At 69.1% G+C, this 12,656-nt stretch carries 13 protein-coding genes; 8 read left to right on the top strand and 5 right to left on the bottom strand.

Features of this window, described 5'->3' with window-relative positions; translation table 11 throughout:
- Window positions 1-15: 15 nt before the first annotated feature.
- Entirely contained in the window at window positions 16-624 is a 609-nt protein-coding gene (locus G3I78_RS35065; RefSeq protein WP_164432223.1) for a TetR family transcriptional regulator, read from the top strand.
- 234 nt (window positions 625-858) lie between these two features.
- Window positions 859-1,011 (top strand): hypothetical protein, encoded by a 153-nt coding sequence (locus tag G3I78_RS35060; protein ID WP_164432221.1) that lies wholly within the window; start codon window positions 859-861, stop codon window positions 1,009-1,011.
- Window positions 1,012-1,048: 37 nt separating this feature from the next.
- Here the strand turns inward: G3I78_RS35060 and G3I78_RS35055 are convergent, their stop codons facing one another.
- The gene (locus G3I78_RS35055) at window positions 1,049-1,222 is read right to left on the bottom strand and encodes an STAS domain-containing protein (RefSeq protein ID WP_164432219.1); all 174 of its coding nucleotides are present in this window, start codon (window positions 1,220-1,222) and stop codon (window positions 1,049-1,051) included.
- Window positions 1,223-1,226: 4 nt separating this feature from the next.
- Between G3I78_RS35055 and G3I78_RS35050 the strand changes: the two genes are divergently transcribed.
- The gene (locus G3I78_RS35050; protein WP_164432217.1) at window positions 1,227-1,430 is read left to right on the top strand and encodes a hypothetical protein; all 204 of its coding nucleotides are present in this window, start codon (window positions 1,227-1,229) and stop codon (window positions 1,428-1,430) included.
- A gap of 103 nt (window positions 1,431-1,533) precedes the next feature.
- Here G3I78_RS35050 and G3I78_RS35045 read toward each other — a convergent pair whose 3' ends face one another.
- A complete protein-coding gene (locus G3I78_RS35045) occupies window positions 1,534-2,169 on the bottom strand; it encodes a hypothetical protein (RefSeq protein WP_164432215.1) in 636 nt (211 codons plus the stop codon).
- Between the two features lie 228 nt (window positions 2,170-2,397).
- A complete protein-coding gene (locus G3I78_RS35040) occupies window positions 2,398-3,438 on the bottom strand; it encodes a hypothetical protein (protein WP_164432213.1) in 1,041 nt (346 codons plus the stop codon).
- Between the two features lie 178 nt (window positions 3,439-3,616).
- Between G3I78_RS35040 and G3I78_RS35035 the strand changes: the two genes are divergently transcribed.
- From G3I78_RS35035 to G3I78_RS35020, 4 genes are all read left to right on the top strand, one after another.
- Window positions 3,617-3,880, top strand: coding sequence for a helix-turn-helix transcriptional regulator (locus G3I78_RS35035; protein WP_164432211.1), 264 nt, complete (start codon window positions 3,617-3,619; stop codon window positions 3,878-3,880).
- A gap of 172 nt (window positions 3,881-4,052) precedes the next feature.
- Window positions 4,053-4,913, top strand: a complete 861-nt coding sequence (locus G3I78_RS35030; RefSeq protein ID WP_164432209.1) for a DUF6083 domain-containing protein — start codon at window positions 4,053-4,055, stop codon at window positions 4,911-4,913.
- Window positions 4,910-5,389 (top strand): hypothetical protein, encoded by a 480-nt coding sequence (locus G3I78_RS35025; RefSeq protein WP_164432207.1) that lies wholly within the window; start codon window positions 4,910-4,912, stop codon window positions 5,387-5,389. The genes G3I78_RS35030 and G3I78_RS35025 overlap by 4 nt, the downstream gene beginning before the upstream one ends.
- Window positions 5,386-6,879, top strand: coding sequence for a UvrD-helicase domain-containing protein (locus tag G3I78_RS35020; RefSeq protein ID WP_164432205.1), 1,494 nt, complete (start codon window positions 5,386-5,388; stop codon window positions 6,877-6,879). Before G3I78_RS35025 ends, G3I78_RS35020 begins: the two co-directional genes overlap by 4 nt.
- Before the next feature lie 232 nt (window positions 6,880-7,111).
- Here the strand turns inward: G3I78_RS35020 and G3I78_RS35015 are convergent, their stop codons facing one another.
- A complete protein-coding gene (locus G3I78_RS35015) occupies window positions 7,112-8,152 on the bottom strand; it encodes an NAD(P)-dependent alcohol dehydrogenase (protein ID WP_164432203.1) in 1,041 nt (346 codons plus the stop codon).
- Between the two features lie 980 nt (window positions 8,153-9,132).
- Window positions 9,133-10,566, bottom strand: coding sequence for a family 43 glycosylhydrolase (locus G3I78_RS35010; RefSeq protein WP_164432201.1), 1,434 nt, complete (start codon window positions 10,564-10,566; stop codon window positions 9,133-9,135).
- 911 nt (window positions 10,567-11,477) lie between these two features.
- Here G3I78_RS35010 and G3I78_RS35005 point away from each other — a divergent pair.
- The gene (locus G3I78_RS35005) at window positions 11,478-12,476 is read left to right on the top strand and encodes a LacI family DNA-binding transcriptional regulator (RefSeq protein WP_164432301.1); all 999 of its coding nucleotides are present in this window, start codon (window positions 11,478-11,480) and stop codon (window positions 12,474-12,476) included.
- Window positions 12,477-12,656: the final 180 nt, after the last annotated feature.

Raw genomic sequence — 12,656 nt, 5'->3', positions numbered from 1 at the left:
GAAGGGGGGCTGGACATGCGGGTCACCAGGGCACAGGCGGAGCAGAACCGTGCGCACATCGTCGCGACAGCCGCCAGGCTGTTCCGCGAGCGCGGCTATGACGGTGTCGGCGTGGCGGAACTGATGGCAGCCGCCGGGTTCACCCATGGCGGGTTCTACAAGCACTTCCGCTCCAAGGCCGACCTGATGGCCGAAGCGTCCGCAAACGGGCTCTCACAGACCGCGGCACGGACAGAAGGCCTGGACCCCGCCGAGTTCGTCGAGAAATACGTCTCCCGGGAACATCGCGACGATCGCAGCGACGGCTGCACCATCGCGGCCCTCAGCGGCGACGCCGCACGTCAGTCGGCGGACATCAAAACAGAGTTCGCGGCCGGGATCGAGAACCTGCTGACGGCCCTTCAGGCCCCAAGCGACACGCCGGGGGATGCGGACCAGCGCGCGGCCCGCACCATGGTGATCGACATGCTCGCCCATTCGATCGGAGCGATCATGTTGTCGCGGGCATGCCCCGACGGTTCTCCGCTGGCGGACGAAATCCTCGATGTCTGCCGCAAGGAAATCCTCACGTCACTGGCTCACGGCAACAGCGGCCAGCCAGCGGCGCGGAGCTCAGAAGCCTGACCGCAGCCGACCGACGCAAGCTCAACCCCCCCCGATACCGGGGCACATGAATCCGGCACGGTCCGTACGGGTGTCCGGCAGGAGGAGCCAGTGGCCGGTCATGAGGTCTATGCCGCCAGCGCATTGTCAGTGGTGGCCGCGATACTGTGCGCGCGCTGGTGCCTGACGGGCCGAAGGAGCAGGCCGCGCACTGCTGCGGTATCCCGCTGGACGGCGCTGAGGGATGTCCGGGGCATGGGCGCGACCGCGGCTCAGGCCGAGCAATGCCTGCCGATGGACGCGCCAGGCGCTCAGCGGGCGGTGCAGGAGGCCGAAGAGCTCGTGCACGGCTACTGGCGCCAGCTCAGTCCCCTCTACCTGTCCAAACGCGACCACCATCAGCACTGAGCCGATCGGTCAGCGCATGGCCGGTACGGGGGATCGGTCAGTCGCTGAGTGCTTGGCGGAGGGCTTCACGGCAGTCGATCACTGCGTCGACGCCGACGATCTGCAGGGCGCGCATTACGGCTTCGCCGGGTGCGGCCAGACGTACCCTGCCGTCGGCCTCGGTGAGAGTGCGGGGGGCGGCGACGAAGATGTTGATGCCGGTGGAGTCCATGAAGGTGACCCGGCTTGATCACCGTACCGGCTCGCCGAGGGCCGGGCGTAAGACCAGGGCACCCGAGCAGCCCCTGGACACGGCCGTCGCCGACGACTTGACCAGCGGCAGCCCGGCGACCGGCATCCCCTGTTGTCTGCCGCGCCGCCACGGCACCTGGCTCCCACGGCCCGAGGAACCACGCGAACGGATAGAAAACAACCAGTGAGCCGCGCACGGCGGTACGCCGTTCGCACCCAGCGCAGCGACCTTCGGCCCCGGAGGACATCGGATCGTGGGATCGAGGAATGCGATGACGGGCCGTCGGATGCTCAGCCGGCCGCTGCCTCCGACTGGGGCTCGACCGCAGCGGGTTCCGGGGCGGCCGCAGCGGTATAGAACACGGACGAGCCCTGCTTGGTGCGGTGAGCGTGACTCTTGGCAACGAGTCCCTCGAGGGTGGTGCGCACGACGGTGGTCTTGATGTTGCGCTCGGGATGGGCCTGCCCAAGTGCGGAGGAGATTTCTGCGGCGGAGCGCGGCTCGCTCTGCTGATCCACGTAAGTGCGGATCAGCTCCACGAGGGTCGGCGCGGCGGCTGTCGCGGAGGCCGTCGCGGACGAGGCTTTGGCTGCGGTCTTCTTGGCGGCAGTTTTCTTGGATGCCGTCTTCTTCGCGCCTGCGGCGGCTGCCTTCTTCGCCTTGGCCGGCTTGGGTTCGGCAGAGGCCTGCTCAGGCACTGACGGCGCAGCCGTGGTGTCCGGCCGGGCCAGGCCTGCGCCGCCGAGGGCCTGCTGCATGCTCACCAGCACACGGTGGTCGTGCTGCAGGGCACCCAACTGCTCCTGCAGCGCTTCGATCTCTGCACCGATGCGTTCCTGTTCCTTGGTGTTGCGTTCGACGTCGCCCGCCAACTGGGCGCTGTACTGCGATGTCAGTTCGGAGGCGGGGGGCAGGTTCTCGGGCATGGCATGGGCCTTTCTTCAGTTCACGGCCGTGGCGGTGAAAACTAGCAGGCGCCGAGTCCGCCGAGGGATGCGGAATGCGTTCGTCTGCGACAACTGGGCCGCTCGTAGACCGCGACTGCTGCGGACTGCGACAGCCTAGAGACATGTACGCACGAGCGGAGCCGGATGTTCCTGCCGAGTGTTGTCTCGCTCTCTCCTGCGGGGCACGGTCGCTGGCAGGGGGCACGGTCACTGCTGCCCAGCTGTGCAGCCCGCCTTGGCCGGGGACGGAAGGTGCCAGGAGACTTCGTCGGTCTCCCGGTAGTACCGCCAGGAAGTCAGCATGCGCGTAGTGACCAGCCGGTCGAGGAGCTCCTCGGTCTGGTGGGGTGAGTGCCCGCACAGGCGGGCGAGCACCTCCATGTCGGCACTGCCGGCCTCCCCCGACGTGCAGGAGGCCACGGCCAGGGCGGTCAGTTGCACGGACGGTGGCCACCTGGCGGGCAGGGCCACCGGGATGGGACGCAGCGCCCACTGGGCGGCACGGGCCCGCATCCGGCGGCCAGCTCTCTGATCGAGGACCCCGGCATCGAGGAGCTGGGCCTCCACGTGCCGATGCCTGCCGGCCCTGCAGCGCAGCCAGCCGGCATGCTCCAGCTCTTCCCACAGTTCCCTGCGGCCGTACAGCCGCATGCTGCGCAACAGGCCGCCCGGCAGCCGGACATAAGCGCAGTCATCGGCGCGCAGAACGCACTGCAGGGCCAGCAGACGGGCGGCCGGGGAGGTGAAGCGGGGCAGCGCTGCCGCGAGATAGGTGAGCATCTCCCGTACCCGCATGCGCTCACCCGGCCCGTGAGACGGCCTGGGCGGAGCCGCCGGCGTGCGGGACACCGGGCATCTGCGCCCAGGTCTGAGTGACGTGTCGGGTACGACGGCCGTGTGGCTCATCGCCGCGGCGCAGGCGGCGCAGGCGTCGGCCAGGCGCCAGGTTCGGCCACTGCGGTCGCGGGTCAGCGCGAGCAGAACCGGTCCGGCGCACCCGCGGTGGCGACGGTGCCAGGCGCACCCCCGCTCCCGGCACTGGCAGGTCCGCAGGTGCGGGGCCAGCACGTCCGTTCGGGCATGACGGGCAAGGTGTGTCAGCGCGGCGGACCGGGCGGAGCCGGCCGGCAGGGGAGTGGCTGCCGCGCAGCGAGGATGCGGGCAGGCCAGCAGCGGGCCGCCGGCCTGCGGGTTCAGCCGTACCGTCCAGATGCGCTGCACCGCTTCGCGCGTGATGGAGAGCCTCATCGGGCTCGTTCTCCTCCGATCGGTCCGTGCCGCTGAACTCCCGCACCCCGCTCGGCAGGAGGCGGGAGCAGGCCGCACCGTAGCGCTGGTCCCTGCGCCGTGTATGTCACCCCTTCCCTAGCAAATAGTGCAGAGGTCTGCACTGACAGGGCAGGGGTCTGCACCGTCGGATGGTGGGGTGACGATCTTGCCGCCCGATCCCGACCTCCTCGCGCTGCGCGTCGAACTCGCGAGGCTCAGGGGCGAGCGCGGCTGGACCTTCGACGAACTCGCCGCCCGCAGCGGCCTGGCCCGGCGCACCCTCATCGACCTGGAACACGGCCGCACCACCGGCAGCGTCACCACCTGGCACGCCATCGCCCACGCCTTCGACGTCCCCATCGAACAGCTCCTCGGGACGCTGTGCTCCGACCACACCCCATCCGGCACGCCGCAACCCTGACCCGCTCGCCGAAAGCCTCCGCTGCCGCGATGCGACATCACCCGAAACGGTGACCTGACACCGAGCGGACGTTCCCGTTGTCGCATGCGCGTTCCCTTGCCGTGCGCCATTCGCAGGACAACGGGCGTTGCCACACCGGCCAGGCGGCGCGCCGCCTGGCACGTTCACCGTCATGCGCCCCCACCCCACCCCCGCCGCCCGCCACCGGCACGGCAGCCCCCGCACCGCCCCCCTCTGCCGTCCCCTGCGGATGGCCGCCACCAGCCCCAGCCGCCTGCTGCGCACCGGCCACAGTGGCCGCTGCCGCTGGTGCGGCAACCGCATCAACTGGCACCAGCGCGCCGACCAGCGCCCCATCGAACTGCACCCGACCGAACTGACCGCCGCCGACGTCCCCGCCTCCTGCCGCTGGCACCTGAGCAGCGGCATTGCCCACCCGCACGGCGACGGCAGCGCCTGGTGCCGCGTCCCGCACAGTGTGCTCTGCCCCCGCCACACCCCAACTGCTCCGACCAGCCCGCATATTGAAGCCGTACGCCGCCAACTCGCCGTCCATACCCGCCGCCTGATCGACAACGGCGTCTTCACCCCCGCCCCGGCCGTCTGCGAGCCGGCCCCCGGCGCGACGGGCCGTCCCGCCCGGCCTGTCGTGCAACTGCTGCTGGGCCGCTACCTGGCCGAGACCGCCATCGAGGACATCCAGTGCGTGGCCCAGACCCGTCAGCGCCGCCGCTGCCCGCAGCCCGTGCTCGCCCCCCACGCCCCTCAAGGCCGGTGGACGCTGCTGCCCACGTACCCGCAGAGTGACCAACTCGCTCTGCCCGCCGGGTGGTTGGCCGTCTACGACCTCAACCGTCTGCCCTGCACCGAGCAGCTGCGCTGGCGCACCCAGCGCTGCCCCTCCCACGCCGCCACGTGGAGTGCCGCCGGTCTCGCCCAGGACGGCTGGCAGGTCTTCGACCCCCTCCTGCACGCAGAACACATCCACACCCGCCTGCCGCATCCCGCGCCATGCCACCGCAGGAAGGCATGACGATGCCGCACCACGCCCTGGACATCGCCCTGACCCGGCCCCTCACCCCGGCCGAGCTCCGCCAGGCCACCCGCACCATGCCGCTCGCGGCCAACCACGACGCCACCCACCTCCTGGCCGTGGCGCGCGCCAAGACCCCCGAACGGGCCGCACACCAGCTGCGCCGGCAGCTCGAGACCCGGCTGCCCATCGACGTGATCACCACTCACTATCCGGACGCGAACGGGCAGATCCTGCTCAACGTCGCCTTCCCGCCCGCCGTGTGCACCACCCTCAAGACCGCCGCCCGGTGCGCCGGGCAGAGCCCCGAACGCTTCGTGGAGCTGGCCCTCCACCGGGCCCTTGCCGAACGCGCCGACCAGGAGGCCGACCGCCTCGATCACGCCCTGCGCCAGCTCCTTGCCCACACCACCCCCGCCCACCTGCTGTCCGCCGTCGGACATGCGCTCACCCGACGCCCCGAAAGTCACACATGAAGCCGACCGACGAACAGACCGCCGCAGCCGACGCCTTCGCCGCAGGCGAGCACCTGGCGCTGCAAGCAGGGGCAGGAACCGGCAAGACCACCACCTTGACCCTGCTCGCCCACACCACCCCCCGCCGCGGCCGTTACCTCGCCTACAACCGGGCCATCGCCCAGGACGCCGCCGCCCGCTTCCCCCGCAACGTCCTGTGCAAGACCGCCCACGCCCTGGCCTACGCCGCCGTCGGCCACCGCTACACCCGCCGCCTGAACGCTCCCCGCCGCCCGGCCTGGCAGACCGGGCAAGCCCTCGGCATCACGAAGGCGGTCCGCATCGGCGAACGCGACCTCTCCCCAAAGACCCTCTCCAACGCCACCTTGCGCACCGTGGCCCGCTTCTGCCACACCGCCGACTCCGCCATCGCCGACCACCACGTCCCGCACCTGCGGGGCCTGGAAGACCGCGCCCTGCACACCCAACTCGCCGCCCACATCGTGCCCTTCGCCCACAAGGCCTGGGCCGACCTCCAGCACCCCGACGACGGTTGTGTGCGCTTCGACCACGACCACTACCTGAAAATCTGGGCCCTCACGAGTCCGAAAATCGACACTGACTTCCTGCTCCTGGACGAGGCCCAGGACACCAACCCCGTCGTCGAGCAGATCTTCCTCGACCAGCGCGGCCACGCCCAGCTGGTGATGGTCGGCGACTCCGCCCAGGCCATCTACCAGTGGCGCGGCGCCAAGGACGTCATGACCGGCTTCGACGGCACCCAGCTCGCCCTGTCCCAGTCCTTCCGCTTCGGCCCCCGCCTCGCCGAAGAAGCCAACCGCTGGCTGGCCATCGCCGACGCCCCCATCCGCCTCACCGGTACCACCGCCGTGCCCACCGAACTCGGTTCCCTCGCCCGGCCCGATGCCGTGCTGTGCCGCACCAACGTCGGCGCCATGGCTCAGGTCATGGAACTGCTGGACACCGGCTACCGGGTCGCCCTGGTCGGGGGAGGAGACAGCTTGCGCGCGCTGGCCCTGGCCGCCCACGACCTCAAAGAGGGCCGCCGCACCGCCCACCCCGAGCTGGTTCTGTTCCCCTCCTGGGGGGACCTGCAGGACTACGCCGCCCACGACCCGGCCGGACGTGATCTGCAGCCGCTGGTCGACCTCGTCGAGACCCACGGCACGGACGCCATCCTGTCCGCCGTTGCCCAACTCGTCCCCGAACCACAGGCCGAAGTCACCGTCTCGACCGCCCACAAGGCCAAGGGCCGCGAATGGGCGCGGGTGAAAATCGCCGACGACTTCACCCCGCCCAAGGACAGCGACCAGTTGGACGAGACCGGCCGCCCCGTACCCGGCCCGATCGACGACGGAGAAGCCCGCCTCGCCTACGTCGCCGTCACCCGCACCCGCCACCGCCTGGACATCGGAGGCCTGTCCTGGATTGAGGATCACCCTGCCGGCAACCTGTCACTGTTGCCGCGGGCAGGGGGCGGGCACACGTAGACCTCGGCTCACGGCGCGAGACGTCCGTGAAAGGGTTCCTCGCCAGGCTGATGAAGAAGCAGTGCCAGGCCCCTCACACGCGCTGGTCGGCGACCGGCTCCGCAGCTACGGAGCGCACCGGGCTCTGGTGCGCTTGGTGGAGGACCGGCAGTCGAAGGACCGAACACCCGGGCGGAGAACTCCCACCAGCCCACCCCTCAGCGCGAACGGACGATGAAAGGGGCGCAGCGCATCAGATGGTGGTGGCGTCGATCACGAAGCGGTAGCGGACGTCGCTCGCCAGGACTCTCTCGTACGCGTCGTTGATCTCGGACGCGTTGATCAGCTCGATCTCGGCGCCGAAGCCGTGCTCGGCACAGAAGTCCAGCATCTCCTGGGTCTCCTGGATACCGCCGATGAAAGAGCCCGCGAGGGCCTTGCGGCCGCCGACCACCGAGAAGAGGTTGAGCCCGACGGGCTCCTCGGGCACGCCCACGTTCACAAAGGCGCCGCCGGTCTTCAGCAGCGACAGGTAGGCATCCAGGTCCAGGGGAGCGGACACGGTCGACAGGATCAGATCGAAGGTGCCGCTCAGCTCCTCGAAGGTCTTCGGGTCGCTGGTGGCGTAGTAGTGGTCGGCGCCCAGCTTCAGGCCGTCCTCCTGCTTGCTCAGGGACTGCGACAGGACGCTCACCTCGGCGCCGAGCGAGTGCGCGATCTTGACACCCATGTGGCCGAGGCCGCCCATGCCCACGATCGCGACCCGCTTGCCGGGGCCCGCGTTCCAGTGCTTGAGAGGGGAGTACACGGTGACGCCGGCGCAGAGCAGCGGCGCTGCCACGTCGAGGGAGAGGCCGTCGGGGATACGGAGGGTGTAGTTCTCGTCCACGACGATCTTTTCGGAGTAGCCGCCATAGGTGGGCTCGCCGTCCTTGCCGACGGCGTTGTACGTGCCGACCATGCCCTGGGCACAATGCTGCTCCAGGCCCACCTTGCAGTTCTCGCACTCGCGGCAGGAGTCGACCAGGCAGCCGACACCCACCCGGTCGCCGACGGCGAATTTGGTGACTCCGGAGCCCACCTCGGAGACGACGCCCGCGATCTCGTGGCCCGGCACCATCGGGAAACTCGCCTCACCCCAGCCCTCGCGGGCCTGGTGGATGTCCGTGTGGCAGATGCCGACGAACTTGATGTCGATCAGGACGTCGAACTCACCGACCTCGCGGCGCTCGATGGTGGTGCGCTCCAGGCGAGCCTTGGCGGCGGGTGCGGCGTACGCAGCAACGGTGGTCATGCCGGGGGTTCTCCTCAAGGTGTGTGGTCAGGCGTACCGGGCCGTGGCGCCGACCCGCAGCGCGCCATTCGAGACGCGAGGGGGAAATCGCTCCAGCATGGCGTCGGAGGAAATCCAGAGCGGTGAATTCTTCGGCGGGAACCTCGGCGGCCGAGGACAGCTGCTCGCAGGCCCCAGTGATCGTGCGGGCGCCGTCGGGGTTCTTTTCCTATGGCCAGCGACGATGCGGCGAGACCTCCGTCGCGCGATGGTGTCGATGGCACCAAGCCAGGCCTCGATGCCGTCATCCTGCGCCTCACGAAAGAGCTGGCGGATCGTCGCAGATAACGTCTCCTGCTACGACGAGGTCGAGGTCAGGGCGCCTCGAGGCCGCTGTCGATCATGACGACTGTCTTGATCGACATGAGATGTTCCTCGCGCCGGCGTCGCAGTGACCGCTCGGGACGAGGGGCTGTCCTGCACGAACGTGGTTTTGCATCGCTCTGTCTGCTTCCTCGAAGACGGAGATCGTCACGCTGGCGAGGTGACGCCGACGAAGATGCTGGCACCGGACGAGGGCCCGAAACTTGTCTTGATGCGACTATTAATTGTCACTTGGTGACTGTGACCAGCCTGATCCGCAGTCTCCCGCTCCTCAATGTCGCTGAACTGGTGTCCAGCCCCGGCGGCGACCCCGGCGCCTCAAGCGCGTGTACGGCGTCTGGGGCCGCCGGTGAGAATGTCGGTAGGGCGGGCCCAGCGAGGCGAGGTCGACGTACTCGGCGGCCGTGCGGTCGTCTTCGCCGTCGAGGAGCGCCTGCCTCACGCCGACGGCGAGGCGCGTCGGCGGGGCAGGCGAAGTTCGTGTTCAGGTCTTTGTCCGAGTCGGGCTGTGAAGCGGGCGACATCCTGGGGCGGTGATATCTGCCGTAGCCGCTCTGGAGCCTTGCGAGGTGGGCCCCCGGCCCGGACGGGCCGGGGAACTCGGTGGTGACGGATCGTCAGACAACGAGCCATTGCTGGTTCGTGCCGGTGTTGCAGCTCGACTGGTCCAGGGCTGCCCCGTTGGCGGTCGACGCCCCGGCGACCTCAAGGCACCGGCCGCTGTTGACGTTGGTGAACGTGACGTAGCCCCCGATCACCGCGGTCTTCGTCCAGAGCTGATGTGCGCCGCCGTTGCAGGTCGACTGATCGGCCACCGCGCCGTCGGCGGTGGAGGCACCGGCGATTTCCAGGCACTTGCCGCTGTTGACGCTGACCAGTTGGTAGTTCGATCCGACGGGAGTCGGTACCCACTGCTGGTTGGTTCCGGAGTTGCAGTTTCCTGAATTCACGGCCGCGCCGTCGGCGGTGCTCGCGAACCAGACATCCGCGCACTTGGCGCTGTTTCTGTTCAGGAGATGGTTGTTCGCGGCTCCGAGGGGTGCCGCTATGGCGGGCCACCCGCCCGCGAAGGTGACCTGACGGATGTCGAGGGTCTCCTGCCCGGAGTTGTTGCCGTCGTAGTAGTGGTAAGCGAGGAACTTCGACGAACCGTCGTCGTAGGCGTCCGCGCCCCCGGCCGCCACCTTCGGGTAGGCGCCGGTGAGTACCGTGGTCCCTCCGCTGGAGGCCATGTTCACGCCGTTCTGGTCGAGGTAGGGTCCGGTGATGCTGGTGGATCGCCCGACCACGGTGTAGTAGGTGCTGTTGACCCCGCTGCAGCAGGTGCCCTTCGATCCGAACAGGTAGTAATAACCGCCGTTGAGGATGATCGTCGGGTTCTCGATGCCGACGGCGATGTGCCAGAGGTTGTTGTCGGTCGTGGACAGCTTGCCTGTGGACTGGTCCAGGACGTGCATGTAGGTGCCGGAGCCGGTCCAGGAACCCCAGGAGATGTACAGCCGGCCGTCGGGCCCCCAGTCGACGTTGGGGTCGATCGGGTAGTTGACATCCGTGACCATGCCCTGGTCGGTCCACGGGCCCTCGATGTTCGTGGCGGTGGCCAAGCCCATCACCGCATACGAAGTGCCCCAGACCGAACCGGCGTAGTACAGGTGGTACGTGCCGTTGAAGTACTTGATGTCAGGGGCCCAGACGTTCGGCGGGGTCGAACCGAGCTTGGCCGTGACCCAGGACGGCGTCGACTCCCAGACGTTGCCGATCTTTGCCCAGCCGGTCGCCGCGCTGCTGTCGCACGTCTTGCGTTCGGTGATGGAACCGCTCGGGTTGAGCGAGTCGTGCTCGAATCCGGTGGAGAACCCGTAGTAGCAGTTGCCCACCTTGATGACGGATGGGTCGTGCATACGGACATCACCGCTGAGGGCCTGTGCCGGCCCGGCGGTGACCAGACCGATGACGACGGTCATGAGGGCGGCCACGAGCGCGGCAAGGGCGGGGTAGACGCGCCGTCTGCGGATTCCGGGGTAGGGACCTCCGGTGCGATGGCTGGTCATGGCGAGACTCCTTCGTATCGCTGATGTGCGGGGATGGCTGTGTGGCAGCCGCCGGCTCGCGGTGGTGCTCCGCCCAGTGCGGCCCGATCGGCCCCGCTCTCGCCCTCCGTGCGCGCCTCGCACCCGGAGGGCGGTTGACTGCTGGTTCATGAGCGGCGGAGATCTCGGCAGGCAGTTCTGTCGCGGGAGGCCGTGGCCGGCTGTCCGCCTGGGAGGGCGCGAACTAGTTGATCTTCGTGATCGTCCGCCGCTGTGCGGATGCGGTCGAGATGGATTCCTGGTCCGGTAGCGATCCGTCGCTGGTCGACGCGGCTCCGATGACAGCGGCCTTCGCCTGCGTGTTTCGTCTTCTGTGCATGCTTTCGGAACTCCCTCGGCGTTGAGAGGCGGTCTGAGGACAGCATGAGAGCAGGAGCCGGCGTGTGGGTCGGCGCGGGACAGGAGCGCTGTTCAGGCCGGCCGTGGGGTGGCGCGGCGTCTGCAAGGCGTGTCGCATGCAAGCGGAGACCCACCTGATTGATGCGTTTCAATAAGGTGGCGGTGGGAGGCTCGCACGCCCCCGGCGGGGCGTCAAGAGCAACTGTGGCGATTTCCCAGATCAGCCCACGCTTCCCACAGTCGTCGCCTCCGCCGCTCGGTCGTGCCACTCGGCGGACCCCGTCCGGCGGGCCCGTGGGAAGCCATGGCGAAGCAGCGCTCTGACCAGCTAGAATGGACAGTCCTTATCGTCGGGTAGAGCAAAGTCGGGCGCGCTTCTTGGAGCGCTTCAACGCGCTGATGTATCCTGCGCTCGTCCGCGACAGCCTGGTCACTGTGAGTGCCGTGCGGTCCCGGGCCGAACGACACGGAGGTCGAGGAGCGCTGTGGCAACCGCCCGCCCGCGAGTAGTACCGGGGCATGCCGGCCCGAGCATGCAGGACGTCGCCGACGCCGCGGGGGTCTCGGTCGGCACTGTCTCCAACGTCCTGAACCATCCGGCGAAGGTGAGCCCCGCGACGGCCGAGCGCGTCCGTGAAGCCATCAGCCGTCTGGGATTCGTGCGCAACGACGCGGCCCGGTCGCTGGTGTCGGGCTCGACCAACAGCGTCGGCATGGTGCTCGCCGACATCGAGAACTCCCTGTTCATCGACATGGCGCACGGCGCCCAGGACGCCGCCCGCGCCATCGGGCAGAACCTGCTGCTCGCGAACACGGCCTGCGACATGACACTGCAGGACGACTACCTGGACCTCTTCGACGAGTCCCGGGTGACCGGCGTGCTGCTGGCTCCGATGCAGGACTCCTCGGACGGCATAGCCCGCATCCGTTCACACGGCCGCCAGGTCGTGCTCCTCAACTACGCCCCGAAGCCGGGCACCTGCTGCTCGGTGCTGGTCAACAACGAACACGTCGGATATCTGGCCGCCCGCCATCTCATCGACACGGGACGCACCAGGCTCGCCTACGTGGTCGCGCACGACGACTTCCAGCCCGTACGCGACCGGCGCAGGGGGGTGCGCGCGGCGGTCGAGGAGGCGGGTCCCGGCGTGACCCTGGAGGAGATCGACAGCGTCGGCCTGACCACGTCCCATGGGCATGTGGTCGGGCAGGATCTCGCACGAAGAGCCCCCGGCGAGCTGCCGGACGGCCTCATCGTCGTCACCGATGAGCTGGCCAATGCCATCATCCACGAGCTCCATACCGTGGCGGGAATCAGGGTGCCCGACCAGGTCGCGGTCGTCGGCTGTGAGAACAACCGCGGGGCGGGCACCGCGGCGGTGCCGCTGACCGCGGTGGACATGCCAGGCCGGACGATGGGGCAGGAAGCGATCCGGCTGCTGATGGACGAGGTGGCGTCGGGCGCGCAACACCGGCATGCCACCGTCGTGCTGGAACCCGAGCTGATCATTCGCGCGAGCGCACCCAGCTGAAAGTCGGTACAGGCGGAGTTATCGTCGTCCGCGGCACCCGTTTCGGGCCGATCATCCGCTTCGGTTGATCGCCGTGCCGATGCGCAGATGCCCGTCAGCGCAGGCCTGCCGAGCCGAGCGTCCGGGCCGGTGTGCCGCGCTGATCAGGCATTTGTCCAAGCGGGCTGGGGTCAGGCCCGC

The sequence above is a fragment of the Streptomyces sp. SID13726 genome (assembly GCF_010548375.1).
GTDB lineage: Bacteria > Actinomycetota > Actinomycetes > Streptomycetales > Streptomycetaceae > Streptomyces.
This window is presented reverse-complemented; position numbering and strand designations above follow the sequence as displayed.